This is a genomic window from Amycolatopsis sp. NPDC104775 (assembly GCF_055583325.1).
Genome location: NZ_JBVJOE010000003.1, coordinates 152,455 through 178,423, shown reverse-complemented (window position 1 = coordinate 178,423; position 25,969 = coordinate 152,455). Strand labels below are relative to the sequence as shown.

23 protein-coding genes are annotated in these 25,969 nt (G+C 69.2%); 14 read left to right on the top strand and 9 right to left on the bottom strand.

What is annotated here, in order from left to right:
• The first annotated feature begins 29 nt into the window (after window positions 1-29).
• The 4 genes from ACZ63D_RS15130 to ACZ63D_RS15115 are packed head-to-tail and all read left to right on the top strand — an operon-like array spanning window position 30 to window position 3,526.
• The gene (locus tag ACZ63D_RS15130; RefSeq protein WP_465354913.1) at window positions 30-1,352 is read left to right on the top strand and encodes a GH1 family beta-glucosidase; all 1,323 of its coding nucleotides are present in this window, start codon (window positions 30-32) and stop codon (window positions 1,350-1,352) included.
• Window positions 1,345-2,607 (top strand): MFS transporter, encoded by a 1,263-nt coding sequence (locus ACZ63D_RS15125; RefSeq protein ID WP_465354912.1) that lies wholly within the window; start codon window positions 1,345-1,347, stop codon window positions 2,605-2,607. Before ACZ63D_RS15130 ends, ACZ63D_RS15125 begins: the two co-directional genes overlap by 8 nt.
• A gap of 41 nt (window positions 2,608-2,648) precedes the next feature.
• Complete coding sequence (locus ACZ63D_RS15120; RefSeq protein ID WP_465354911.1) at window positions 2,649-3,113, top strand: MerR family transcriptional regulator; 465 nt, start codon at window positions 2,649-2,651, stop codon at window positions 3,111-3,113.
• Entirely contained in the window at window positions 3,110-3,526 is a 417-nt protein-coding gene (locus tag ACZ63D_RS15115; RefSeq protein WP_465354910.1) for a carboxymuconolactone decarboxylase family protein, read from the top strand. Before ACZ63D_RS15120 ends, ACZ63D_RS15115 begins: the two co-directional genes overlap by 4 nt.
• A gap of 48 nt (window positions 3,527-3,574) precedes the next feature.
• Here ACZ63D_RS15115 and ACZ63D_RS15110 read toward each other — a convergent pair whose 3' ends face one another.
• The 3 genes from ACZ63D_RS15110 to ACZ63D_RS15100 all read right to left on the bottom strand — a co-directional run bounded on the left by ACZ63D_RS15110 (window position 3,575) and on the right by ACZ63D_RS15100 (window position 10,124).
• The gene (locus ACZ63D_RS15110; protein WP_465354909.1) at window positions 3,575-8,779 is read right to left on the bottom strand and encodes an RHS repeat-associated core domain-containing protein; all 5,205 of its coding nucleotides are present in this window, start codon (window positions 8,777-8,779) and stop codon (window positions 3,575-3,577) included.
• 551 nt (window positions 8,780-9,330) lie between these two features.
• Window positions 9,331-9,753: a hypothetical protein gene (locus tag ACZ63D_RS15105; protein ID WP_465355548.1), complete on the bottom strand. Its 423-nt coding sequence runs from the start codon at window positions 9,751-9,753 to the stop codon at window positions 9,331-9,333.
• A gap of 14 nt (window positions 9,754-9,767) precedes the next feature.
• Entirely contained in the window at window positions 9,768-10,124 is a 357-nt protein-coding gene (locus ACZ63D_RS15100; protein ID WP_465354908.1) for a hypothetical protein, read from the bottom strand.
• Window positions 10,125-10,451: 327 nt separating this feature from the next.
• Between ACZ63D_RS15100 and ACZ63D_RS15095 the strand changes: the two genes are divergently transcribed.
• Together ACZ63D_RS15095 and ACZ63D_RS15090 are read left to right on the top strand one after the other, a co-directional pair.
• Complete coding sequence (locus ACZ63D_RS15095; RefSeq protein WP_465355547.1) at window positions 10,452-11,852, top strand: tetratricopeptide repeat protein; 1,401 nt, start codon at window positions 10,452-10,454, stop codon at window positions 11,850-11,852.
• 16 nt (window positions 11,853-11,868) lie between these two features.
• Window positions 11,869-12,759, top strand: coding sequence for a phosphotransferase enzyme family protein (locus ACZ63D_RS15090; RefSeq protein ID WP_465354907.1), 891 nt, complete (start codon window positions 11,869-11,871; stop codon window positions 12,757-12,759).
• Window positions 12,760-12,928: 169 nt separating this feature from the next.
• Here ACZ63D_RS15090 and ACZ63D_RS15085 read toward each other — a convergent pair whose 3' ends face one another.
• The 4 genes from ACZ63D_RS15085 to ACZ63D_RS15070 form a co-directional block, all read right to left on the bottom strand.
• Entirely contained in the window at window positions 12,929-13,957 is a 1,029-nt protein-coding gene (locus tag ACZ63D_RS15085) for a copper resistance D family protein (RefSeq protein ID WP_465354906.1), read from the bottom strand.
• Complete coding sequence (locus tag ACZ63D_RS15080; RefSeq protein ID WP_465354905.1) at window positions 13,954-14,517, bottom strand: copper resistance CopC family protein; 564 nt, start codon at window positions 14,515-14,517, stop codon at window positions 13,954-13,956. The genes ACZ63D_RS15085 and ACZ63D_RS15080 overlap by 4 nt, the downstream gene beginning before the upstream one ends.
• A complete protein-coding gene (locus ACZ63D_RS15075) occupies window positions 14,517-15,266 on the bottom strand; it encodes a YcnI family copper-binding membrane protein (RefSeq protein ID WP_465354904.1) in 750 nt (249 codons plus the stop codon). Before ACZ63D_RS15075 ends, ACZ63D_RS15080 begins: the two co-directional genes overlap by 1 nt.
• 106 nt (window positions 15,267-15,372) lie before the next feature.
• Window positions 15,373-15,918, bottom strand: coding sequence for a hypothetical protein (locus tag ACZ63D_RS15070; RefSeq protein ID WP_465354903.1), 546 nt, complete (start codon window positions 15,916-15,918; stop codon window positions 15,373-15,375).
• Between the two features lie 279 nt (window positions 15,919-16,197).
• Here ACZ63D_RS15070 and ACZ63D_RS15065 point away from each other — a divergent pair, with 279 nt between their 5' ends.
• From ACZ63D_RS15065 to ACZ63D_RS15050, 4 genes are read left to right on the top strand one after another with little or no spacing between them, the layout of a single operon-like run.
• Window positions 16,198-16,845 (top strand): ABC transporter permease, encoded by a 648-nt coding sequence (locus ACZ63D_RS15065; protein WP_009085672.1) that lies wholly within the window; start codon window positions 16,198-16,200, stop codon window positions 16,843-16,845.
• Entirely contained in the window at window positions 16,832-18,028 is a 1,197-nt protein-coding gene (locus ACZ63D_RS15060; protein WP_465354902.1) for an ABC transporter ATP-binding protein, read from the top strand. The genes ACZ63D_RS15065 and ACZ63D_RS15060 overlap by 14 nt, the downstream gene beginning before the upstream one ends.
• A complete protein-coding gene (locus ACZ63D_RS15055) occupies window positions 18,025-18,804 on the top strand; it encodes an ABC transporter permease (protein WP_465354901.1) in 780 nt (259 codons plus the stop codon). The genes ACZ63D_RS15060 and ACZ63D_RS15055 overlap by 4 nt, the downstream gene beginning before the upstream one ends.
• Entirely contained in the window at window positions 18,804-19,775 is a 972-nt protein-coding gene (locus ACZ63D_RS15050; RefSeq protein WP_465354900.1) for a glycine betaine ABC transporter substrate-binding protein, read from the top strand. The genes ACZ63D_RS15055 and ACZ63D_RS15050 overlap by 1 nt, the downstream gene beginning before the upstream one ends.
• Before the next feature lie 56 nt (window positions 19,776-19,831).
• On the opposite strand, the gene ACZ63D_RS15045 is transcribed toward ACZ63D_RS15050, so the two are convergent.
• Entirely contained in the window at window positions 19,832-20,311 is a 480-nt protein-coding gene (locus ACZ63D_RS15045; RefSeq protein WP_465354899.1) for a DUF6474 family protein, read from the bottom strand.
• 106 nt (window positions 20,312-20,417) lie between these two features.
• Here ACZ63D_RS15045 and ACZ63D_RS15040 point away from each other — a divergent pair, with 106 nt between their 5' ends.
• From ACZ63D_RS15040 to ACZ63D_RS15030, 3 genes are all read left to right on the top strand, one after another.
• Complete coding sequence (locus ACZ63D_RS15040; RefSeq protein WP_465354898.1) at window positions 20,418-22,064, top strand: TM0106 family RecB-like putative nuclease; 1,647 nt, start codon at window positions 20,418-20,420, stop codon at window positions 22,062-22,064.
• A gap of 103 nt (window positions 22,065-22,167) precedes the next feature.
• Window positions 22,168-22,803: a PadR family transcriptional regulator gene (locus ACZ63D_RS15035; protein WP_465354897.1), complete on the top strand. Its 636-nt coding sequence runs from the start codon at window positions 22,168-22,170 to the stop codon at window positions 22,801-22,803.
• Between the two features lie 155 nt (window positions 22,804-22,958).
• Complete coding sequence (locus ACZ63D_RS15030) at window positions 22,959-23,639, top strand: class I SAM-dependent methyltransferase (protein ID WP_465354896.1); 681 nt, start codon at window positions 22,959-22,961, stop codon at window positions 23,637-23,639.
• 52 nt (window positions 23,640-23,691) lie between these two features.
• Here the strand turns inward: ACZ63D_RS15030 and ACZ63D_RS15025 are convergent, their stop codons facing one another.
• The gene (locus ACZ63D_RS15025) at window positions 23,692-24,450 is read right to left on the bottom strand and encodes an SDR family NAD(P)-dependent oxidoreductase (RefSeq protein ID WP_465354895.1); all 759 of its coding nucleotides are present in this window, start codon (window positions 24,448-24,450) and stop codon (window positions 23,692-23,694) included.
• 172 nt (window positions 24,451-24,622) lie between these two features.
• On the opposite strand from ACZ63D_RS15025, the gene ACZ63D_RS15020 reads away from it, so the two are divergent.
• Window positions 24,623-25,930 carry a UDP-glucose dehydrogenase family protein gene (locus ACZ63D_RS15020; RefSeq protein WP_465354894.1) on the top strand — a complete coding sequence of 436 codons (1,308 nt, stop codon included), beginning with the start codon at window positions 24,623-24,625 and terminating at the stop codon, window positions 25,928-25,930.
• The last annotated feature ends 39 nt before the right edge of the window (window positions 25,931-25,969 follow it).

The window sequence follows — 25,969 nt, the reverse complement described above, 5'->3', positions numbered from 1 at the left end:
AGGGTGTCCGGAGGCAAGGGGTGCTCAGCGTGGACCATCCGACCTTCCCGCCCGACTTCCTGTGGGGTGTCTCGACCTCGGCGTTCCAGATCGAGGGGGCGACGGCCGAAGGCGGCCGCGGACCGTCCATCTGGGACACGTTCACCGCCACCGAAGGCAAGATCGCCAGGGGCGAGGACGCCAAGGTAGCGGCCGACCACTACCACCGCTACTCCGAGGACATCGCTCTGATGGCGGAACTCGGCGTCGGCGCCTACCGGATGTCGATCGCGTGGCCGCGGATCCAGCCGGACGGCACCGGCAAGCCCAACGCGGAAGGACTCTCCTTCTACGACAAGCTGATCGACGAGGTGTGCGCGGCCGGGATCGCCCCGGCGATCACGCTGTACCACTGGGACACGCCGCAGGCGATCGAGGACGCGGGCGGCTGGCGTTCCCGTGACACCGCCTTCCGCTTCGCCGAATACGCCACGATCGTGGGCGAACGTTTCGCCGATCGGGCGAAACTCTGGATCCCGCTCAACGAGCCGATGGTCATGTCGATTTACGGCTACGGCATCGGCGAGTACGCGCCCGGCCAGTTCCTCCTGCTCGACGCGCTCCCCACCGCGCACCACCAGAATCTCGCGCACGGCCTGGCCGTGCAGGCATTGCGCGCGGCGGGCGCGACCGGCATCGGCACCGCGAACAACCACTCGCCGATCTGGCCGGACCACGGCACGCCAGCCGACCGCGAAGCCGCCGAATGGCTCGACGCGCTGATCAACCGCACCTTCGCCGATCCGATGCTGCTCGGCAGCTACCCCGAACAGGTCCACCCGCACCTGCCGGAAAACTTCGCCGACGACCTGGCCACGATCGCGCAGCCGCTCGATTTCTACGGCGTCAACTACTACGAACCCCAAGGCGTGACGGCTCCCGGCGAGGGCAACCCGCTGCCGTTCGAATTGCGCCCGATCGAGGGCTATCCGATGACCACCAACGATTCGCCGATCGTCCCGCAGGCGTTGCGCGACCTGCTGGTGTCCTTCCACGAGCGCTACCGCGAGCACCTGCCGCCGATCCAGATCACCGAGAACGGCTGCAGTTTCGCCGACGAACCGGCCGCCGACGGCACCGTGCCCGACCCCGAACGGGTCGAATTCCTCGACAGCCACCTGCGAGCGCTGCGCGAAGCGATGGATGCCGGCGTGGACGTGCGCGGATACTTCGTCTGGTCCCTGCTGGACAACTTCGAATGGTCCAAGGGCTACGCGCCGCGGTTCGGGCTCGTGCACGTGGATTACGAAACGCAACGCCGTACGCCCAAGGATTCCTTCGCCTGGTACCGGAAGCTGGTCCGCCATGAGTGACACCGCCGCCGCTGCTGTCCCGGACGTCTTCGCCGAGCCGGTCAAACGCGTCCGCGCCGGGTGGATGACGCTGCTGTTCCTCGCGAACATCGCGCTCTGGCTGGGTATTTACGCGCCGATTCAGGTTCTCCTGCCCCAGCAGGCCGAACTGCTCGACGCCGCGCACAAGGAAGCCGTGTTCGGCATCGTGACCGGGATCGGCGCGGCCGTCGCGCTCGTCGCGAACCCGGCGATCGGCCTGCTCTCGGACCGCACCTGTTCGCGGTTCGGCAGGCGGCATCCGTGGACGATCGCGGGCGGCGCGCTCGGCGCGGCCGGGCTGCTGGTGCTGGCCGAGGCCCCGAACGTCGTGGTGATGACGATCGGCTGGTGTCTCGTGCAGGCCGGGCTCAACGGCATGCTCGCGACGCTGATGTCCGGCATCGCCGACCGGGTTCCGGTCGGGCAGCGCGCGCAGGTCGGCGGGCTGGTCGGCATCGCGCAGATGCTCGGCACCGTGCTCGGCGCGGTGGTGGTCGTGGTGATGCTCGACCTCGCCGGACTGCCGCTCGGCTACGCGGTCTGCGCCGCGATCGTGCTCGCCGGCGCCGCGGCGTTCGTGCTGCGCACGCCGGACGCGCGGCTCCCGGTGGAATTCCGGCCGAGTGGCCGGATCCGCGAAATCCTCGTCGACCTGTGGGTCTCGCCGCGGCGGCACCCGGATTTCGCGTGGGCGTGGGGCTGCCACTTCATGATCAACCTCGGCAACGCGTTCGGCACGCTCTACCTGCTGTTCTTCCTCAAGGACGCGGTGCATTACCCGGATCCGGACAGCGGGCTGCTGATCATGATGGGGCTGTACGGCGTGGCGTTGGTGATCGGCGCGGTGCTGGCCGGGCACTTCTCGGACAAGTCCGGCAAGCGCAAGCCGTACGTCCTCGGCTCGGCGGCGATCATGGCGCTGGCCGCGGTGCTGCTGGTGGTGTGGCAGACCTGGCCGGTGGCGCTGGTGGCGTCGCCGCTGCTGGGCATCGGGTTCGGGACCTACATGGCGGTGGCGCTGGCGATGCTGACCCAGGTGCTGCCCGCCGCGCAGAACCGCGCCAAGGACCTCGGCGTGGTCAACATCGCGAACTCGCTGCCGCAGGTGGTCGCACCGCTGCTGACGACGTTGATCCTGCAGTGGCTCGGCGGGTATCCAGGGCTGTTCGGGGCGTCCGCCGTGGCGACGTTGCTGGCCGGGGTTTTGGTGACTCGCGTGCGGTCGGTGGGTTAGGGCTTGCGTTTGAGCGCGCTCACAGGCTTAGCGTCTGCGGCATGGAGAAGGAAGACGCGCTGATCGAGGCGCTGCGGCTGGCGGTCGACCCGCCGGGCGGAGTGTCGGTCGAGGCGCTGCGGGAGCTGGCCCGCGACGACGACGCGACCGAATGGGACATCGCCACCACGGCGGAACACCTCGGGCTGAACCCGCACACGCTGCGGTACTACGAGCGGATCGGGCTGGTTCAGGTCGCCCGCGACGGTGCCGGACATCGGGTCTACGACGCGGCTTCGGTGCGCCGTCTCGTGTTTCTCACGCGGATGCGCACGTCGGGCATGCCGATCAGCGATCTGCGCCGGTACGTCGAGCTGATCGATTCCGGCACGGACACGGTGCCCGAACGGGTCGAGATGCTGCTTGAGCATCGCGACACCTTGCGCGCGCAGATCGCCCAGCTCCAGCTTTCCCTCGCCGCCACCGAATACAAGATCGCTCTCTACCAGGAAGGCCCCCGGCCGTGACTCAGCACGACATCGACAGCCCGGAGAACGTCGCCCGCCGCGAGCACGGCCTCGAGGTGCTGTCCCGGATAGACGGTCACCAGGGCGAAGCCGTCATCGAATCCCTCGCCGACATCAACCCCGACTTCGGGCACCACGTCGCGGCGTTCGCCTTCGGCGACATCTACGACCGGCCCGGTCTCGACCCCCGCAGCCGCCAGCTGGTCACCCTCGGCGTGCTGACCGCGCTCGGCGGCTGCGAACCGCAGCTGAAAGTGCACATCGGCGCGGCGCTGAACGTCGGGCTTAGCCGAGAGGAAATCACCGAGGCGCTCCTGCACTCGTCGGTGTACGCGGGATTCCCGCGAGCGTTGAACGCCACCTTCGCCGCACGCGAGGTGTTCGCCGCCCGCGACGCGGAGGAAACCGCCTGACATCCGCGGAGCCCGGCGCGGTTCTCTTGCCGCACCGGGCTTCCGGCGTCAGTCCTTCCAGCCGTTCTTCCTCGCGTTCTCGTCCGCTCTCTCCGTCCACTCTTTGGCCGTGGCCTCGTGCTTGGCAGCGGCCTCTGTGATGTCGTCCTTGCTGGGCTCGCCGACCCCGTCCAGGTACTCCTTTTTCTTGGGGTCGCTCCACTCCTTCGGGTCGTACTTCCCGTTCTCGAGGTCGTCCCAGTCCTTGTCAGTCGGACCCTTGCCCTGCGCGTTCCGGTTGCCCCACTCGGTGCGCATGTCGTTGCCGTCGAGCGGCTTGTCCGGGCGCTTCCAGTCCGGGTGCTGGTCGGAGTTGATGTCGACCGGCTTGCCCTTGTCGTCGAACCGGTACGGGTGGCCGTCCGGGGCCTTGTTGAACTCGTCGATCGTGGGATGCCGCCCGGACGGTGTGGGCAGATTATGGAAGCGGTCGATGATGCCGTCCACGTCTTTCTGCGTGTAGTTCTTCGGATTTTCCTTGAGATCGGTGAATTCGAGGAAGGACTTGTGCCACTTCTCGAATTCCTCTTTCTTTCCGCCGGGCCAGTCGAAGTCCGCGCTGTCGCCGATGTCCCGGGTGGCCCGGTTCATCTCCTTCGGATCGGTGATGCGGTCCGCCTGCTGGCCGATCGGGGTCGAATGCTTGTTGAGTGTCGGGTTGTCCCTGGTGGCGTAGCCGCCGGTCTTGTCAAGGGACTCGCTCGGCCACTTCGGCTTCTCGGTGGTGATCTTGTCGTTCTTGTCCACCTTGATCTTGCCCGCGACCCCGTCCTCGATCTTGTCGATCCGGGTGGCCACGCCGCCGATCCCGGCGTTGGTGTGCTGCGGCCCGAGCGGCAGGTTCTTGGGCTGGTTGTGCAGCTTCGGCAGTTCTTCCTCGCCGTACTTCTTGGTCAGCGCGCTTTGTTTCTCGGTCGGCTGCTCGTGCACCCAGTTCTTCAAGCCGTCGCGCATCTTCTGGAACGAGATGATGTGCCGCTGAGCCACATTTTTGTCGGCCTTGTAGAACGGATCGTTTTTGTCGCCGGTCTGGTTCTTGCGCGCGTTCTTGGCGTCTGAGTTCCACGCCGTCCGGTCCCAGACGTCGTCCTTCTTTTTCTTCGCGTTCGACTTGCCGTCGGAGCCGCTGGAACCGTCGTCGTCCTTGTCGCGCTTGCGCTTGTTGTCGGCCTTGCCTTTGCCCTTGTCGGCCGAGGCGGAACTGGTGCTCCCGCCGCCGTTGTCGGCGTTGTGCTTGGCCGTGGAGTCGGCGGGCGGCGGGCTCGTGTCCTTGTCGCCGCATTTGAGGCCGAGCACGTCGGTGTTGGCGAACGGGTCGGGAACGTAGTTGCTCGGGTTCGGCCCGCCCTCCAGCCCGAGCGGGTCCTGGCTGATGTAGCGCGCGACGGCCGGGTCGTAGTAGCGGAAAACGTTGTAGTGCAATCCGGATTCGGCGTCGGCGTACTGGCCGGGGAACTGCAGCGGGATGCCGCCCGGCTGGACCCGGCCCCAGAGCGTTCGGCGCGCGCTCCAGGCGAGTCCGCCGTGCTCGTCGATCAGTTCGGTCGGGGTGCCGATGGCGTCGGTGACCACGGACGCGAACCGGTCGCCGCCGGGGCCGCGTTCGAGCTGGGTGACCGGCTCGTCGCTGCCCGGCCTGCGTTCCCAGGTGGTCGTCCGGCGCACTCCGGACGGGTCGGTGTGCTCTTGTTCGATGAGCACGAAGCCGTCCCACACGAACCGGGTCGATTCCGCTACGGAGCCGTCGGCCAGCAACCGCTCCTTGGCGATCCGCCGGCCGAGCGGGTCGTACCGGTAGCGCCACTGCGCGCCGTCCGGCGTGCGCAGGCCCGTGAGCAGTTCGCCGGTCCAGGAGTACTCCCACACCCGCACGCCGCCCGGATGCACCTCGCGGTGCCGGATCCGGCGGCCGAGGGAGTCGTAGTCCGACGACAGCCCGGAGCTGCCCGACCAGGCGGTCAGTTCGCCGGCCGGGTTGTAGCGCAGTTCCTCCGTGCCCGCCGGCGAAGACACCGCGACCACGCGCCCGGCCGGGTCCCGCGTGTAGGCGGTTCTCCCGGAAAGGCTGTCCTGCACCGCGGCGAGACTGCCGTCCGCGTAGTACTCGAGACCGCGCCGCCGCACCGGCGTTGTTCCACGGGAAACCTGCTGCGCGGTGACCAGCCCGCGAGGGCCGAACGCCTGCTGCAGGGTGCTGATCCCGTCGGTGTCGCGGGTGAGCACGCGGCCTTCGCCGTCCAGCCGATAGCGCACGGTGTGCCCCGCGGTGGTCAGCGAAACCGGCCGGTCTTCCTCGTCGAAGGCCCACACGCTTTCCGCGCCGGACGGGGTCCGGCGGCGGATGGTCTGTTGTTCCTCGTCGTAGGCGAAGCGCACCTCGACGCCGTCGATCGCCTCGCGGACGACCCGGCCGTACAGGTCGCGGTCGAACTCCACCACCGAGTCCGCGGATTCCGCGCGCACGACGTTGCCGACCGGGTCGTAGGCGTAGCGCACAGTGCGGTGCGGAGTGCGGATCTCGATGCGGTTGCCGAGCAGGTCGTACTCGTTCGCGGTGACCGAACCGTCCGGCTCGGTCACCGCGACGGTCTGTCCGGCCGCGTCGTAGGCGTAGGTCCGGGTCCGGCCGTCGAAGTCGGTTTGCGCGACCAGCCTGCCGAGCGGGTCGTAGGTGTAGGTCCAGGTGCGGTTCAGCGGATCGGTCACCGACGTCAGCCGAAGCTCGGTGTCGTAGGTGTAGCCGGTGCGCGCGCCGGAAGGGTCGATGACCGCGGTGACCACGTCGAACGGGCCGTATTCGCGCCGGGTCGCCCGGCCGAGTTCGTCGACGTGCTCGATCTCGTTGCCCTCGCGGTCGTACCGCCACATCGCGCGCTCGCGGCGCACCCCGACGCGCGAGGCGGGTTTGCCGTCGACCGTCCAGCCCAGCCGCACGCGTCCGCCGCCGACCTCGGGCGCCGTGCGCGGCCTGCCGAACTGGTCCAGCTCCTCGCCGGAAACCTCGGCTTCGCCCGGAAAGCCGATCAGCTCCGGTTCCGCGGGCTGGTCGTACCGGCGCTGCCAGGTCCGTCCGTTGCCGTGCACCGTGATCGAGGCCAGCTCGGTGCCGTCGTGCTCCAGTTCGGCGAGGCTGCCGTCGGGACGCGCGATGGTGAGCGGCGTGCCGTCCTCGGCGTAGGTGTACTCGGTGACCCGGCCGAGCGGGTCGACCCGGCGGAGCAGATTGCCATAGCGGTCCCACTCCGACAGCGTCACGTTGCCCAGCGGGTCGGTCTCCCGGACCGGGCGTCCCTCCAGGTTGTATTCGTATTCCGAGACGTGGCCGAGCGAATCGGTGAACCGGGTGATGCGAGCCGCGGGGTTGAATTCGAAGGCACCGCTGTAGAAGCCCTGATCGCCCTCGGTGCGCACGCAGCGCCCTTCGGCGTCGTAGACGTAGCGGTAGGAGACCCCGTTGCGGTCTTGCCAGCTCGTGACCCTGCCGTCGGGGTCGTAGGTGTACCGCATCGCCGTTCCCGAGGAGTTGACGACCTCGGAAAGCTGGCCTTGGTAGTTGTAGCGATAGCCGCGCACGACGACGTCCGGAGCCGAGCCGGCGCCGATCATCCGCAGTTCGGTGACGCGGTGCCCGTCGGTCCGGAAGCCGACCTGGAGTCCGCTGGAATGCGTGAGCAGCGCGGGCGCGCCGGCGTCGTCGTAGGACAGTTCGGTCCGCGCGCCGTCGGCGTCCTCGATCGAGCGGAGCGGCAAAGTCTTGCCCTCGCCGGAAAACCGCATGGTCCGGTCCGGACGCGCCTGGTCGATCGTGCAGCTGCCGTCGGCGTGCCGGGTCAGCGGCCAGCGCGCGCCCTCGATCGGCAGCACCGGCTCGTCCCCAGCGGGCTTCGGGTAGTAGAGGATGACGCCCTCCGGCCCGTAAAACCGGAGGTATTCGTCGCCGGACTCCAGCCGTTGGTCCACAGTGGACGCCCAGGTCGGGCCGAACCAGCCCCCGGAACGGTAGGACGAGCGATGCGTCCGCCGCACCAGCAATTCCGGCAGTTCGAGGTCGTAGTCCTCGACGAGCACCTCGCCGCTGGAGATGACGACCGGGTCGGTCAGGCAGGGCGGATCGCCGTCGCCCTCGTTCTTCGCGTTGGACGCCTCGGTCTTGTCCTTCTCCGGATTGGACCGCTCGTTTCCGCCGCGGTCGTTTTTGCCCGCTCCGCCACCGGATTCCCCGTTGCCCGGCGTCTCGTCTTTCGCGGGTTCGCGCGGGGGCGGCTCGTGGTTCGCGCCGCCTTTGTTCTCCGGCGGCCCGTCGTGGGCTCCGGAGGTGGTGGTGGATTCGTCCTTGACCGGCGGCGGCTTCTCACCGCCACCGCCGCCCTTTTCGTTCGGGGTGTCCTTCGCGCCGGACGGTTTGGTCGACCCGCCGCCCGTCTTGATGTCCTTCGGCGTGTGCCCGGCGTCCTTGCCGCCCGACTTGATGCCCTTCATCGACTTGGCGACGTCGTCGAACAGGCCGCGCGCCTTGGTGAGCAGCTTGCCGAGTTCCTTGAGCGCCTTGGTCAGGTTCTTGACCAGTTCGGCGATCTGCTTGGCGGTCTTGGCCACCAGGTTGACCACCTGCGGCACCACCCAGGCCATGCCGATGCCGAGGGTGAACAGCACCTGCAGCGCCCACGAGATCAGGTGCGCCACGACCTGGGCGATGATGTCGCGCACGAGCATCCGCACCGCGCCGACGACCTCGCCCGCGGTCTTCACCCCGCTGCCCGCGCCCTCGCAGGCCTGCGCGGCGCCTTCGAGGGTTTTGGCGACCTCCTCGGCCTGTTTGCGGTAGGCGTCGGCGCTGCCGCCCTCCCAGGACTCGATGTCTTTTTTGACCTGCGCGGCGAGATCCTGCGCGACGGAGCCGACCTCTTTGGAGATGTTCTTCCAGGTCTCGGAGTAGGCGTGGATCTGGTCCGGGTCCCCGGCCAGTTTGTCCAGCGCCTCCTTGAGCGGGCCGACGTGTTCGATCAGCCAGCCGACACCCGCGGCGAGGATCGCGCCGAACGGGTCCATCACCGCGGCGAGCGCTTCCATGCCGACCCCGACCGCGCCCATCACGGTCGCCGCCCAGTCGCCGGACTCGATACCGTCCTTCAGGCCCTTTCCGGCCTCGAGGATCGAGATGCCGGAGATCGCCGAGGTCGAGTCCTTCTTTTCGGCCACCAGTGGATTCGACATATCGGCCCTTCTCCGCGCTCAACTCGCTCACGTGGGCGCGCAGCCGAATTCGAAAGCACGGTCCCCCCTGGGCAGGTTACCGACAGTTCCGCGGGGGTTGTCCTGGTGTTGCGCGGAATTACCTTGTCAGTGCACCCACGCGCCGTCGCGTAAAGCGTTGTCCAGCGGTGCGAACGCCGAAACCCGCCGGACGAGCCGACGGGTTTCGGGAAGTGGAACCGCGGGCCGGTGCCGGTCGGGGGAGGGGAGTGCAACGGCACCGGCCCGCGGAGTTCTGAGTCGCGGCCAGCGGATGAGCGCCAGCGCGATGATCTTCAACCTAGCGTCCGATTACTGCGTCCGCTAGGTGTTCTGCCGGACATTTTTCGATTAATCGCGTTTAGGGGCGGGGGTGGCCGAGGGCGGCCCGTCTCGCTCGGGGGGACGGACGGACCAGCCCTCGGCCGGGCGAGGATGCCGGGCGACCAGTCCGGTTGGGGCTTCCGGAGGTCGCGCGCTCGCCAGTCGAGACCGGGTGAGGTGCTCCGCCCGGAAGCACCCCACCCGGAAGATCAGGCGCTGACCGCGCGCGGCTTCACCAGCGCGTGCCTGCCGGTGGTCTCCGCGGGGGATTCGGCCCGCCGGTTCTGCCCGGGAACGGCGGCGACCGCGGCGCGGCGGCGGGCCGGACGGTGCCCGGCCGCGGACAGCGCCTGCGGGGCAAGACCGCCCGCGACCAGGTGCTCGTGCGCTACCTGCCACACCGAGCACGGGGCCTTGCACCGGTGCCAGCGCGTCGAGCAGGTGGGGCAGTCGCCGCGCTCGTCGGGCTCGTGCGCCTGCAGCATCGCGCGCCAGCCTTCGGCGAGCCGGGGCAGTTCCGAGCGGGCGACCGAGACCAGCGACGGGGCGTCGGCGCGTTCCGCCAGGTCGGACAGCATGTCGAGGCGCTCCCATACGGCGTTGCGGAGAACCTGGCCGAGAACCTGATCCATGGAGAAACTCACCGTCACCTTTCCGCCATAGTGGCGGCTTCGTTGAGCGCGGCCCGGAGCTGGCCGAGCTGGCCGGACGTGAGACGGGCGGTCTCCCCGGGAGGGGAAACCACGACGACCTCGTCGTCCTCGACGAACACCGTGACGGCGCGCTCGCGGCTGATCAGATCCCCGCATTGCACGCGCCACACGACCTGGCCGCCCTCGAAGTGCCGCACGCCCGCGGTACGCGGGTCAGCGGACACCGAGGCGGCGACGGCGGAAGCGACAGTAGGCGGCACCGGACGTGCCGTGGCGATTCCCGGGGCGGGGCGAACGGACCGCACCGCGGTCCCCCCTTGTCCTCCACCGAGCGAATCCACGAGCTCCACTGTCCCTCCACGCTTTCTCGGCCCGGCCGGTGCACCTTGCGGGATGCATCCGCGCCGGCAGATCTGTGTTGTCGGGTCCATCGCTCTCCGTGATCGCACCGGGTGTCCGGGCGCTGACGGAGATCTGGCAACTACAGTGAAGTGAAACCGGGGGCGAGAGAAGGTCGAAACCGCGTCATAGCGGTGACCGGACCGCGTTCCACGGTAAGCGGTCAACGGAGTTCGGCCCGGCCGATCAACCCCGTTCTCCGCGCGTTTCACAAGGTTCTCGCGTGTGCTTAGGGTGCTGATCAGACGCCCAGGAGACGGTGAGGGGGCGCAATGGCAATGGATGCCAGTGCTGGCAGTGGTTCCGGAACCGCTCACGCGGACACCCGGTCAGGCAATCCGGTTCCGGCCGACGCCTGGGAACAGCCCGAGATGCGGGAGGCGCTCGCCGCCCGCGAGGTCAGTGCCGTGTACCGGCTGTTGCGCAAACACGGAGTATCGCAGCGCCAAATCGCCGCGATGACCGGCCAGTCGCAGTCCGAGGTGTCGGAGATCCTCAAGGGTCGCCAGGTCATGGCCTACGACGTGCTCACGAGAATCGCCGACGGCCTGGGTGTCCCCCGTGGATACATGGGTCTCGCCTATGACGAGACCACGGCGATACGGGTCGTCGGCGCGTCCGACGGCCGGCAGGCTGAGGAGGACGAGTCCGTGAAGCGACGGAGGTTCCTCGCGCACGCCGCCCAGGTCACGATGGGTGCGGCGGTGTTCGGTCCGGAATCCGGCACGTGGTCGGAGGCGCCCGCGCGCACTCCCGCCCCCGGGCGCATCGGGACGACCGACGTGCGCCAGGTGGAGGCGGCGACCAGAGCGCTGCGCGCGCTCGATTACCAGTACGGCGGCGGTTTCTGCCGCGACGCGGTCGTCGCGCAGCTGTCCTGGGGACAGCAGATGCTCGACTCCAGCGCGGCGGACAAGGTGAAGCAGCGGCTGTACACCGCGATCGCCGACCTGCACAGCCTCGCCGGGTGGACGTCGTTCGACACCGGCCTGATGGATTCCGCCCGCGGTCATTTCGCGCAAGCGCTCGACCTGGCCAAACAGGGCGGCGACCACCATCTGGTGGCCAACGTGCTGTACCGGATGGGCCGCGTTTACCTGCACCAGGACGCCGCGAACGACGCGCTCAAGCTGTTCCAGCTCGGTCAGATCGCCGCGCAGGAATCCGGTTCCGAACTGGCCGTCGCCGTGCTCTGCGCCAACGAGGCGTGGGCCTACGCGATGATGGGCAACGAGGAGCAGTCGGTGAAACTGCTCGGCCGGTGCAAGGACGAATTCGCGCGCGCCGACCTGGCCACCGCCGAATCGTGGGTCAAGTTCTTCAACGAGACCGACGTCTACGCGATGACCGGCACCGTGCACACCGTGCTGGCGATGAAGAACCCCGAGCACACGAAGTACGCGATCCCGGCGCTGAGCCGGGCGGTCGACACCTACACCGACGACATGGCGCGCAGCAAGGCGTTCATGCTCAGCGCGCTCGCCACGAACCACCTGCTCGAGGGCGATATCGACCACGGCGTGAAGATCGGCGGCAAGGCCATCGAATGTGCGGAAAGCATCAAATCCGCGCGGGTCAAGGACCGGATGCGGCCGCTGCTGGCCGAAGCCGAACGGCGGCGCAACAACCCCGACGCCCGCGACCTCGCCGACCGGCTCAAGATCTTCTACGCGGCCTGAGCCGACCGGATTCGCCTTGCCCGAAGGCAGGTTCACCCCTGCGAAACTGCGCCAGGTAGTGGCTGCTGTCTGCGCTCGGCTCGGACTCGATCCGGCGGGCGCGCGGCTGCTCCGGTTCACCAACAACGCGGTGTTCGTACTGAACGGGGCACCGGTCGTCATTCGGATCGTCGGCTCCACCCGATTGCGCCACCGCGTCGGCACCGTCGTGCGCGTCGCCGAGCATTTCGCCCGGCACGACGTGCCCGCCGTCCGGCTGCTGTCCGGGCTCGAACAGCCGCTGGACGTGCACGGACACCTCGTCACCGTGTGGGATCTGGTGCCGTTCGCCGGACCGCGGCCGACGCCTGCCGACCTGGCCGGATTGCTGCGGCAGGTGCACGCCCTGCCCCCGCCGGAGGGCCTGCCCGAATGGGATCCGCTGAGTTCGATCGAGGCTCGCGTCGCCGACGCCGAGGAACTCGCCGAGGCCGACCGGCGGTTCCTGCTGGAGCGCTGCGCGCGGGTGCGGGACCAGCTCGACGCCCTGGAATTCCCGCTGGCCAGGGGGTTCGTGCACGGCGACGCGCATCCGGGGAATGTGCTGCCCGGCCCGGACGGTCCGGTGCTGTGCGATTTCGATTCGTCCTGCGTCGGCCCGCCGGAATGGGATCTGACGCCGCTCGCCGTCGGCCGCGAACGGTTCGGGGACCCGCCTGCCCGGTACGCGGAGTTCGCCGCCGCCTATGGCTTCGACGTGACGGCCTGGCCAGGGTTTTCGGTGCTCCGGGCGGTCCGGGAGCTGAAGCTGACGACGAGCGTGCTGCCGATCCTGCGCAGTCATCCGCCGGTGCGGGCTGAACTGCGCCGCCGCCTGGCCGACCTTCGCGCCGGCCGGACGGCCACCGCGTGGACGAGATACCGTTGAGCGGGATTCTGCACGTGCATTCGCCGACTGCAGATGACCGTTCGCCGCTTTCCGTCGATGGCTGACGAGGTATCGCTGCGCAGCGATAATTCGGTCCGGCAGATCGCCCCACTCAGCGTACTGCTAGTCCCATTGTGCAAGTTGCGGCTACCCGCGGTCACTTCTGCCGTCAGGACACCGCGACCGGGGCTCGAGTGAGCACCACGGCGAAGCCGAAAGCGAGGCCCATAACGGTCAGTTCCAGCGTCGCCCACGAAGCGAGCGCCGTCCGCTGATGCCGGACGATGCGCGGCATCAGCCGCCACCGCAAGTTGGCGGCCAGCAGCGCGATCGCGCCGGTGCACAGCACCTTCAACACCATCAGCTGGCCGTACGGCGTGGTGAACACGCCCGCCCAGAAGCCGATCGTCGGGTTGGCCAGGATTTCCACGATGCCGTTGAACAGGCCGGTCACCGCGGACAGCACCAGGCACAGCGTCGCCAGTTTGGAAAACCGGGGCAGCGCGTGCGCGAGCAGCGTCCGGTTGGCCGCGAGCAGCACGATCATCGCGCCGAGGCCGCCGCACCAGGCGACCGCGCTCATCACGTGCAACTCCATCGAGATCATCGTGTAGTCGTGATAAGCCCAGTTCGACGCGTGGCCGGTGACCGGCAGCGGCAGCAGCGCGAACATGCCGAGGCCCACTCGCACCTCGGCGGGCACCTTCTCGCCCTTGCGCAGCGCGACGAACCCGAGCGCGGCGTGCAGCAGCGCGAGCACCGCCACGATCACCAGCGCCTTGCCCGCGCCGACCTCGGCGATGTAGCTGCCGATGTCGCCCGCGGTCAGCATCCGTTTCCCCGGTTTGTACTCCGCGGTCTGCAGGATCAGCGCGACCACCGCGGTCGCCGCCCAGATCAGCGCGGCGGCGACCGCGGCGGGACGAGCCCGGCGCATGACCGGTTCGGTGAGCTTGGGCCGGTCGTAGCCGACCAGCACGGACAACAGGGCCAGCCCGATCGTCGCGACCGCCGCCAGATCCAGCAGCACGCGCACGATCGGGATGGCAGCCGAGACCACCTCGCTGGGTTCCACCACGCCCGGAATGGGCGAGGACGCGGTGAGCGCGATGCCGATCAGCGCGCCCAGGAATCCCGCGATGACCACGCAGGCGAGCGTGGCCCAGCGGACGGCGGAGGTGGTCTCGGCTCGCGTCACTGGTCCGCCTTGTCCGATCCGGGGTCGCGGCCGGTGCGCAGCGCGACGGTGAGGCCGATCGCGAGCAGCACCACCGCACCGGCGATCCACACCCAGATCGGCACCCCGCTCGACGACGAGGCGCCCGCCGGGGCCGACTGGGCGGGAGCCCCGGCCGCCTTGGCCGCGTCGCCCTTGGCCGGGGTGCCGGTGCCCGCGGTGGTGAGGGTGAACGGGATCTCGCCGGACACCGGATGCCCGTCGGCGGAAAGCACCCGGTAGCCGACGGTGTACTTGCCCGCCGGGCCGAGCGGCCGCAGCGGAGCGCTGAGCACGTTGTTCTCCACCGTCACCGGACCCTCGGCCCACTGGCTGCCGTCCGGTCCGGTCACCGCGATCTGGTTGACGTCGGCGTTCTGCACGTACTGGTCGAACGTGAGCGTGACCTTCGCCGGTCCCTTGGCGACGGACGCGCCGCTGGCCGGATCGGAGTTGATCAGCACGTTGTGCGCCAGCGCCGGGGTGGCCGTGCCGAGCAGGGCCACCCCGGAAATCGCCAGCGCGAGAAGCGCTTTACGCATTACTTGGTTCCTTCGGTCTTTCCGGCTGCGGGACGGCGGGAGCGCAGCACCGCGCCCGCGCCGACGCCGAGTCCGAGCGCGCCGACCACGAGGCCGGCTCCGCCGAGCCAGCGCGCCGTGTTGTCCGACGACGACGCGGCCTCGGCGTTCTCTCCGGCAGCTGTGGTCTGCGCGTGTCCGCCGTGCTCCGAGGATTCGGCGGCGGCGAGCTTGATCGTCGGGGCCGGGTGCTCCGGCTCCTCACCGCTGGGCGGGGTGGGCTGGTTCCAGTCCACCACTTTGCCACCCTCGTAGGTCTGGACCGCCGGGAACTCCAGCTGGTCCACATTGGACGGCAGCGGGCCGCCGCTGACCTCGAACTCCTGGAATTCGGTCGAACCGATCTTCGTGCCCGGCTGTGCGGTCCAGACGACCTTCGTGACCGCCTCGGTGATCTTCGTGCCGGACGCGGTGGTCACCGGCTGCGGCAGCTTCGACTTGGTGACCTCGGCGGTCCAGCCGGGGATCGGCTTGGTGCGGAAGTTGCCGATGCCGTAGTCCGGTTTGACGTCGATCTCGACCTTGATCGTGCCGAGCTTCGCGTCCTCGTTCGGAACGCGGAAGAAGATCGTGCCGTAGCCGCCCTTGGCCGGCTGGTCGCCGTAGACGTTGGCGGTCACGTGCGCGGACGCGATGCCAGCTCCGAGCAGACCGGTGGCGGCGACGGTCGCGGCGAGCACGCCGGCGCGACGGAAGACATGGTGGGACACAACTGCTCCTGAACAGGGAAGGGCCGGCGAAGGGCAACGCCTGCGCCGGAAAAGGGGAAGGGGGGTGGTGAGCGCTGATCTCGGGGAGAACCGGCTCACGAGAAGTTCAGGAGCACCCCGGCGGCCCACGCCGCCCACGCACGCGCCGCAGCTGCACGGTCAGCACCGGCACCGCCCGCTCGGGCCGAGACCGCGCGACCCCGCTCGCCGCCACCGGCACCGGCACCGGCCGGACCAGCAGCGGAAGAAATATCCGCACCACGCGCAGCACCGCGAGCAGCATCGCGTCCGCCCGCGCCAGCACCAGCGCGGTGAGCAGGGTCGCGACGGCGTGCGCCGCGGTCATCGCCCAGCCGTCCGGCGCGGCGGCCGCTCCGGACGGGTCGTGCCCGCCGAGGGTCGTCAGCACCAGGTGCATGACGAGCTGTCCGCCGCCGAGGACGGCGATCGTGCCGAGCGGTCCGCGGGCCCGATCGGCGAGCGCGGTGGCGGTCCAGCCGAGCAGGCCGGTCAGCAGAAGAGTGAGCGCGGGATCCGGCAGTCCGCCGTCAGCGACCGCGTGCGCGGTGACGGCGAGTGACGCCGAACTCAGTGCGAGCAGTCCGCCGCGGACAGCGGCGAGTGCGCCGCGGTGCCGGGCCGGTGTGCTCATTCGGGCAGCTTAACGGCACTCCGGTGGGTGACTGAAGCGTCTCGAATGGTGAGCAACCGCGGAAAACGTCCAGGTAGGCGGGTCTCGATCCGGTAAAAACCGCTCGGTGGGGCCCGTGGTTTCGGTTGCCGACCCCTCGCTGATGCGAAACGGTGGTGAACACAACCGAGAAGTGGGGGTTTCGACCGTATCCGTTTCGGGTAGTCACCCTGCCGATTGTCGGGCTACTCCGAACGGGTGACGTCCGGGGCTCGCAAGCTGGCGGGAGAACGAATACGGATGAACCTCTTCGAGTACATCTCGGACCGGTGGGGAAGGCTGCTGCTCCAGGCGTGGCTGCACACCAGCATGGTCGTGCAGTGCACGATCCTCGCCGCGATCCTCGGCGTGCTGATCGGCATCGCCGTCTATCGCAGCCCCATCGGCTCCGCCGTGGCCACGGCGCTGGCCAGCACGATCCTCACCGTCCCGTCGTTCGCCCTGCTGGGTCTGCTGATCCCGCTTTCGGGCCTCGGCTCGACCACCGCGGTGATCGCGCTCGTGCTGTACGGCCTGCTGCCCATCGTCCGCAACACGATCGTCGGCCTCGACGCGGTCGACCCGGCGATCACCGACGCCGCCCGCGGCATCGGGATGAGCAGGCTGTCGGTGCTCACCCGGGTCGAACTGCGGCTGGCCTGGCCGGCGATCCTCACCGGGATGCGGGTCGCCACCCAGATGCTGATGGGCATCGCGGTGATCGCGGCCTACGCCAAGGGGCCCGGCCTCGGCGCGGAGGTCTTCTCCGGCCTCACCAACGCCGGGAGCACGAACTCCCTCAACCAGGCCCTCACCGGCACCGTCGGCGTGGTCATCCTCGCGCTGGTGCTCGACGGCATCTATGTCCTGATCAAGCGATTCACCGTTTCTAGGGGTGTCCGTGGCTGAGCACACTGCGACCGAAGAAAACGTCTCCGGCGTCGAAATCGAACTGGACCACGTCACCAAGCGCTACTCCGGCACCCGCGTCCCGGCCGTCGACGATTTCTCGATGACCGTGCCCGCGGGCAAGATCGTGGTGTTCGTCGGCCCGTCCGGCTGCGGCAAGACCACCACGATGCGGATGATCAACCGCTTGATCGAGCCGACGTCCGGCCGGATCACCATCGGCGGGCAGGACGCGCTGAAACTCGACGTGGACACCCTGCGCCGCCAGATCGGCTACGCGATTCAGCAGGCCGGGCTGTTCCCGCACTTCACCGTGGCGCAGAACGTCGCCGTCGTCCCCGGCCTGCTCGGCTGGGACAAGAAGAAGGTGACCGCGCGGGTCGAGGAAATGCTGGACCTGGTCGGGCTCGACCCGGCCGAATTCCGCGACCGCTATCCGCGTCAGCTTTCTGGTGGGCAGCAGCAGCGTGTCGGCGTGGCTCGCGCGCTCGCCGCCGACCCGCCGGTGCTGCTGATGGACGAGCCGTTCGGCGCGGTCGACCCGATCACCCGCGGCAACCTGCAGGACGAACTGCTCCGGCTGCAGACCGATTTGAAGAAGACCATCGTCTTCGTCACGCACGACTTCGACGAGGCGGTCAAGCTCGGCGACCGGATCGCGGTGCTCGGCAACCAGTCGAAGATCCTGCAGTACGACACCCCGGAGTCGATCCTGGCGAACCCGGCGGACGACACCGTCGCCGGATTCGTCGGAGCCGGCGCTTCGCTCAAGCAGCTGACTCTGCTGCGGGTGCGCGACGTCGAACTGCAGCAGGACGCGCTCACCACGACGATCGACGAATCGCCCGCCGACGTGCGGGAGAAGCTGAGCAAATCGCGCAAGCCGTTCGCGCTGGTGCTCGACCAGCGGCGGCGGCCGATCCGCTGGGTGCACGTGCGCGAGCTGACCAACGCCACGTCGCTGGGCTCGGTCGGCAAGCCGCTGCGCGACATCGTGAGCCTCCAGTCGACGCTGCAGGACGCGCTCGAGGCGATGCTCGCCGAAGGCGGTTCGGTGCCGGTCACCGGCCCGCGCGGCGAATACGCGGGCACGATCAAGCTGGACACGGTCATCGCGACGATCCAGCAGCTGCGCGACGAGCACGCCGACGACCACGTCGACGAGGACGGGGCTACGGCATGACCGCTGCCGTCGATACCGGATTCAGCACCGAGTCGGGCTCCCGCCGCGCGGAACGCGTCCGGCTGTTCGCCCAGCCCGTCGTGGTCGTGCTGATCGTCGCGGCCACGCTCGTCTGGGTGTTCGCCAGCGGGCTCACCGCGACCGAAAAGGAAACGCTCAACGCGGAGTCGCTGCTCACCGCACTGCGCGACCATCTGGCGATGACCGTCGTGGTCACCGCGATCGTGGTGCTGGTGGCGGTGCCGCTCGGCATCGTCGTGACCCGGCCGTGGGCGAAGTGGCTCGCGCCGATCTTCCTCGCCGTCGCGAACATCGGACAGGCCGCGCCCGCCCTCGGCGTGCTGGTGCTGTGGTTCATCTTCACCGGCGCGACCGGCGGGCTCTGGGTCGCCGCGCTGCCGCTGGCGTTCTATTCGCTGCTCCCGGTGCTGCGCAACACGATGGTCGGCATCCAGCAGGTGGACCCGTCGCTCATCGACGCCGGCCGCGGCATCGGGATGTCCGCGCAGAAGGTGCTGTGGCGGGTGGAATTCCCGCTCGCGGTTCCGCTGATCCTCGCCGGTCTGCGCACGTCGCTCGTGCTGGCGGTCGGCACCGCGACGTTCGGCATGTTCGTCAACGCGGGCGGGTTCGGCCTGCTGATCGACACCGGCTACAAGCTCAACCTGACCAAGGTGCTGATCACCGGTTCGGTGCTGGCCGTCGCGCTGGCGCTGCTGGTGGACTGGCTGGGCGCGGTCGCCGAGCAGTACTTCGGACCGAAGGGACTGCGCTGATGAACGTCCTGAAAAAGGCGGGCGCGCTGGTCGGCGCCGCCCTGCTCGCCGGGACGCTCTCGGCGTGCGGGCTCGACGTCAACACCTCGATCCCGTTCAAGATCGAACCAGGCTCGATCCGGCCGATCCCGTCGCTGCAGGGCCAGCGCGTGGTGGTCGGGTCGAAGGACTTCACCGAGAACATCATCCTCGGCTACATGGCCGAAATGGCGCTGAGCGCGGCGGGCGCGGACGTCATCGACCTCACCGACATCAAGGGGTCGAACTCGTCGCGGCAGGCGCTGCTCAATGGGCAGACCGACGTGACTTGGGAGTACACCGGCACCGGCTGGATCAACTACCAGGGCAACGAACTGCCGGTGCCGGGCGGCGAGAAGGCGCAGTACGAGGCCACGGCGAAGGCCGACGCGGAGAAGTACGGCGTCACCTGGCTGAACTACTCGCCGCTGAACGACCAGTACGCGTTCGCCACCACCGAGGCATACGCGGCGAAGAACAACCTCAAGTCCACCTCGGATCTGGCGAAATTCCTCACCTCGCATCCGGACCAGAACCGGTTCTGCCTGGAAACGGAGTTCACCAGCCGCCAGGACGGGTTCCCGGCGGCGGTCAAGGCGTACGGGTTCAAGAACCCGAAGGTCGAGAATTTCGGGATCGGCACCATTTATTCGGCGGTGGCCAACGGCACCTGCCCGGTCGGCGAGGTGTTCACCACCGACGGCCGGATCTCCGGGCTGAACCTGCGCGTGCTCGAGGACGACAAGAAGGCGTTCCCGCAGTACAACGCGGCGGCGACGCTGCGAACGGAGTTCCTGAACCAGCATCCGGAAATTCGCGGGCCGCTGGAGACGGTGGCGGCGGCGATCGACAACAAGCAGATGGTCGAGTTGTGCAAGCAGGTCGACGTGGACGGCAAGGACGCCGGAACCGTCGCGCACGACTGGATGCTGCGGAAGGGCTTCATCAAGTAGCGCCCGAAGCCGGGAAGGGCTCCTTGCGGGAATCAGCTTCCCGCAAGGAGCCTTTTTCAGATGCCCAACCGGTGCAGCAGCTGTTCTTCCAGCCGGTCGAGTTCGCCGGTCACCGCGCGGTGCGCGGCCTTGCGCCGAGCGGCGGGCATGCGCTCGGCGGCACGCACCGTGGCCGACAGCTGCTCCAGCGTCGACTGCGTTTCGGCGGCGAACTTCTGATCCGCGTCGGTCGCCTTCGCCGACTTCTTCAGCTCGCCGAGCCCCTGCACGAGACCCGCGATCCGGGCGTGCAGCGCCGCGCCGCGGCCGGTGTACTCGCCGAGCTGATCGACCGCCACGCCCAGCTTGCGGGCCTGGTAGCGGTCGTACGCCTCCCGCACCGCGCCCGCGGCGCGGACCGCGTACGGCGCGAGCACCGGCAGCACCGCGGGCCCGATGACCTTGGCCACCGCGACCGCGTTCTTCGCCTTCTTCGGGGTGAACCGGGCTTCACCCTCGTCCTGCTTGGCCTTGTCCTGCTTGGCCTTGCGCGCCATGGCCGTTACCTCCCACGCCTTCTCCGGATGAACTTACTGGTCCCCGACCTGACGGGCATGTCGGCTCGCGCGGGGAATGTCGTACCCACGATCTATTGTGATCGCTATGGGAGACGAGGTGTTGCTCGACGCGGGAGCGGTGAGCCGTTGCCGCCGCCGGGTGCACCTGGAACACGACCCGGCGATGCGCGACGTGCCGCTGCCGCCGCCGGATCCGACCGCGCAGCAGCGCATCGACGACGCGACCGCGCATCGCGAGGAAATCCTCGAACAGCTGGTCGCGGCCTCGGGTCCGGACGTCACGTGGGCGCGGGTGCCGCGCACCGCGCCGGCGGGCGAGCGGGTGCGGCTCACCGAGCAGGCGTTCGCCGAGGGCATTCAGTACATCTGGGGCGCGCTGCTGCCCGCCGACCCGGTCGGGCACCGGCGCGGCGGAATCGACCTGCTGGTGCGTGTCGGCGACGGATACGTGCCGGTGCTGGTGGTCCGGCACCGGATCACCGACCGCGGCCAGGGCGCGCCCACCACCGCGATGACCGAGCTGGATCCGGCCCGCCGTTCGCCGGACGAGCTGCGCAAGGTGCGGTCGCAGCCGCGGGACCAGCTGCGGCTCGCGCATCTGCGGCGGATGCTGGAGACCTACGGCAAAGCGGCCAGCGGACGCGCGGTCGGCGGCGTGATCGGTCTCGACGCGGATGTCGTCGTCTGGCACGACCTCACCGCGGGCACCTGGCCGGGCGGCCGCAGCGCGCTGGACGAATACGACGCGCGCTTCGCGGACCGGCTCGCCGTGGCGACCGCGGCGGCGACCGGTGCGGAGGCATTGGCCGCGCCTTCCCGGGTTCTGGAGTGCCGCAGGTGTCCGTTCTGGGCCACCTGCGAGGTCGTGCTCACCGAAACCCGGGACGTGAGCCTGGTGGTGCGCGGCGAGGACGCGGGAGAGCTGCGCCGCGTCGGAGTGTCCACTGTGGACAAGCTGGCCGCGCTGGACCCGGCCGCCGAGATGCCGCCGATGAACTGGACGGGCGGCACGTTCTCCGACGCGATCATGCTGGCGCGGGCGTGGCTGGCGGACCTGACGGTGGTGCGGCGGACACCGGAGGTCGAGGTGCCGCGCGCGGACGTCGAAGTCGACGTGGACATGGAAAGCTTCGGTGATTCCGGGGCTTATCTGTGGGGAACGCTGCTGTCCGGGGCGGACATCGGCGTGCCGCGGGGGTATCGGGCGTTCGCGACCTGGGAGCCGTTGCCGACGGTCGACGAGGCGCGGTCGTTCGCCGAGTTCTGGGCCTGGTTCACCGATGTCCGGGAGCGGACCCTCGCGGCCGGGCTGACTTTCCGGGCGTATTGCTACAACGCGCTCGCGGAGAACCGGTGGCTGTTCGGTTCGGTCGAGCGGTTCGGGGAGTATTCCGGGATTCCGGAGAAGCGCACGGTTCAGTCCTTTGTGGACTCCGACGAGTGGGTGGATCTTTTCCGCAGCGTGACGGATCAATTCCTGTGCTCGCGGGGCAAGGGGCTCAAGGTGATCGCACCGGTGGCCGGGTTCTCCTGGCGGGATCCGGAGGCGGGCGGCGAGGCGTCGATGCGGTGGTATCGCGACGCGGTCGGCATGGACGGCGCGGTCCCCGACGACGAACAGCGCGAGCGGCTGCTGCGCTACAACGAGGACGACGTCCTGGCGACCAAGGCCCTCCGGGAGTGGATGAGCGAGCGGGCGCAGGACGAGGTCCCGTACATGCTGGACATCTGACCCTTCGGCGGTGCCTCGCGGCATCTCTCGGTTTCGTCGTTGCCGGTTCAGCGCGCTTCTGCGTATACTCGTCGGCGAGTACTCGTCCACGAGGAGGCGCGGAGTGAAGCGGCGGAAGGTGTCCAACCTGCTGGGCCTCGCCGTGCTGAGCACCGTGTTCGAGCGCCCGATGCATCCGTACGAAGTCGCCACTCTGCTGCGGGAACGCGGCAAGGAAGGCGACCTGAAAATCAAGTGGGGTTCGCTCTACACGGTCGTCGGCAATCTCGAAAAGCACGGTTTCCTCGAAGCGGTCGAGAACGTGCGGGACGGGGCCCGGCCGGAGCGGACCGTGTACCGGCTCACCGAGGCGGGCCAGGCCGAGATGGAGGACTGGATCGCCGAGCTGATCGGGGTCCCGGATCCGGAGCCCACGCGGTTTCACACCGGGCTGTCGGTGATGCTCGCGCTCCGGCCGGAGGTCGTCGACCAGCAGCTGGAGCACCGGGTCGGCGCGCTGGACCGGCTGATCGGCGAGCGCGTCGAGGCGCTGGTGAAGATGCGGGCCGAGCTGCCGAGGCTGGTCCTCGTCGAGGCGGAGTACCAACTGGCGATGTGGCGCGCGGAAGCCGAATGGATCCGCGGGCTGCGCGAAGAGCTGGCCACCGGTGCGATACCGGGGGTCGAGGAATGGCGGCGTTACCGGGAAACCGGGGAGCTGCCGGACATGGCCGCCTTCATCGCGAACGAAGGCGAATGAAGAGGTCCCGGAGGAGGTGCTGGCACACCGCCCCCCGGGACCGGGAACCGTCGAACCGGAAACCGCGGGTGCGGATACCTGTCCTCGGGCTGCGTCGAGAAGGATACCGGCCCCGCGGCGCCCGGTTCGGTCTCAACCGAACAGGGAGAAAGCACATGGGGAACACCCAGGTCAAACGCCATCGCACGAAGCTGCTGCCGGAGATGGAGGGGCCGGTCGCCCGGGCTTACGCGCGGGGGCGGGGCACCGAACCGCAGCTGGTGCAGTACCGCGAAACGGCCGAAATGCTGGCTTCGGAGCTGGCCGAAGGCTCCGACGTGCTCGAGGTCGCGCCCGGTCCGGGTTTCTTCGCGGTGGAGCTGGCCCGCACCGGTCGCTGCACGGTGACCGGGCTGGACGTCAGCCGGACCTTTGTCCAGCTGGCCAAGGAGTATGCGAGGGAACAGGGCGTCTCGGTGGACTTCCGCCGCGGCGACGTGGCGGCGATGCCGTTCGTGGACGGATCGTTCGACTTCCTGGTGTGCCAGGCGGCGTTCAAGAACTTCGCCGACCCGGTGGACGCGCTCGACGAGATGCACCGGGTGCTGCGGCCGGGCGGCGTCGCGCTGATCCAGGACCTGAGCAAGAGCACCACGGACGCGGAGCTGGACGCTGAGGTCGCGCGGATGGATCTCGGTCCAGTGGCCACGTTCACCACCGTCCGCACGCTCCGTGGGCTGCGGCGGCGGGCGTACACGCCCGAGCAGTTCAGCGCGACGGTCGCGGAGAGCAAGTTCCGCACCTGCGAGGTGACCCCGGACGGGATCGGTCTCGAAGTGCGGCTGCGCAAGGAGTGACCGGCCGGGTGGCTGTGCCGCCGAGGGGGCGGCACAGCCACTCGCTAGCAGGTCAGCGCGGGGCCATCCGCAGCGAACCGTCCATGCGGACGACCTCGCCGTTGAGGTAGTCGTGGTCGATCAGCGACAGGGCGAGCTGCGCGTACTCGTCCGGCCGCGCCAGCCGCTTCGGGAACGGCACCCCGGCGGCGAGTCCGGCGCGGAACTCGTCGCTGACGGTGGCGAGCATCGGGGTGTCGACGATGCCGGGCGCGATCGTCAGCACGCGGATGCCGTGCGAGGCGAGGTCGCGCGCGGCGGGCAGCGTCATGCCGACCACGCCGCCCTTGGACGACGCGTACGCCACCTGCCCGATCTGGCCGTCGAACGCGGCGACGGACGCGGTGTTGATGATGACGCCGCGGGCGTCGTCGGCCAGCGGCTCGGTCTTCGCGATCGCCTCGGAGGCGATGGTGACGACGTTGAAGGTGCCGATCAGGTTGATCTGGATGACCTTCGCGTACAGCCCGAGGTCGTGGCGGCCCTTGCGGGACAGGATGCGCGCGGACGGCCCGATGCCCGCGCAGTTGACCACCGTGCGCAGCGGGACGCCCGAGCCGGCCGCGGTGTCGACGGCGCCCTGCACCTGGTCCGGGTCGGTCACATCGGCCTCGACATAGGTGACGCCATCGACCCGTTCGGCCTTCTCGATCGAGGGCGCGAGGTCAAGGGCGAACACCCGCGCGCCTTTCGCGGCCAGCGCCTTGGCGGTCGCGCCGCCGAGCCCGGAAGCGCCGCCCGTGACGAGCGCTGCGGTGTCGGTGATCTGCATCTTCAGCCTTCCTCCTGCTCTCGGGTGCCGCGGTGCACCTCCGCGCCCAGGTTAACGCTCGTTCGCACGCCGGCCGGAGTGTGTCGCCTCACCCGCTTCTCGTCGCGAGGAGTATTCGGCCGCGACCGCTTCCGTTAGCACTGAGGTCAACTCCGGCTGTCACCTTCACGTCATGAGCTCAGCTCGGATCGTGGTGGTAGGGACGGGATACGTCGGATTGACCACGGGGGCTTGTCTCGCGAGCCTCGGGCACCGCGTCACCTGCGTGGACGTGGACGTGGCGAAAGTGAACCGGCTGTCGGCCGGGCGCGTGGACATCCTCGAACCTGGACTGGCCGAACTGGTCTCCCGCGGACTGGCGAACGGACGGCTGTCGTTCGTCGTCGGCGCGCGGGAAGCCGTTCGCGGCGCGGAGGGCGTGTTCCTCTGCGTGCCGACGCCGATGGGCGCGGGCGGGTCCGCGGATTTGCGCGCGGTGGAGGCGGTGACCGAGGAGATCGGCGACGTGCTGCCGCCCGGCTGCGCGCTGATCACGAAGTCGACGGTGCCGGTCGGCACCGCGAAACGGATCCAAGCGATGGTCGGCCGCGACGACGTGCCGGTCGTGTCCAATCCGGAATTCCTGCGCGAAGGCACTGCGGTGCAAGACTTCCTGAACCCGGACCGGATCGTGGTCGGGTCCGATTCGCGGGCCGCCGCCGCGTGGGTCGGGCAGTTGTACGGCGACCTCGCCGCCCCGATCGTGGTCGCCGACGCGGCGAGCGCGGAACTGGTCAAGTACGCGGCGAACTGCTTTCTCGCGCTCAAACTGTCCTATGTGAACTCGATCGCCGAATTGTGCGAACGGCTCGGCGCGGACATCGACCTGGTCACCGAAGGCATGGGCTACGACCGGCGGATCGGCCGCACGTTCCTCAAGCCCGGCCCTGGCTGGGGCGGTTCGTGCCTGCCCAAGGACACCAGCGCGCTGGTCAAGGTCGCCGAATCGGTGGACTACGACTTCCGCATGCTGACCTCGGCGATCGACGAGAACATCGCCCAGCGCGACCGCATCGTGGCGAAGATCGCCGGTGCCTGCGGCGGAACGCTGGCCGGTGCGCGGATCGGCGTGCTGGGCCTGGCGTTCAAGGCGGGCACGAACGATCTGCGCGATTCTCCCGCGCTGGCAGTGTCTTCGGTGCTGGGTGCGCTCGGCGCGGAGATCACCGCGTACGACCCGGCGGTGTCCGGCGGGATCGCTGGGATGACCGTCGTGGACGATCCGTACCAGGTCGCCAAGGACGCGGATGTCGTTGTGGTGCTTACCGAATGGGCCGAGTTCCGGAACCTGGACTGGGTGGCGATCGCGGACGCGATGGAGGGCGACGACGTCGTCGACACCCGCAATCTCCTTGACCCGGGCATGATTCTCGACGCCGGGCTGTCCTGGCAGGGCGTCGGCCGCCCGCGCGCGGCCCGGCGGCGGGTTCCGGTTTCCTGATCGGAAAATCGCGCGAACTGCGCTATGCTCTTGCGCGGC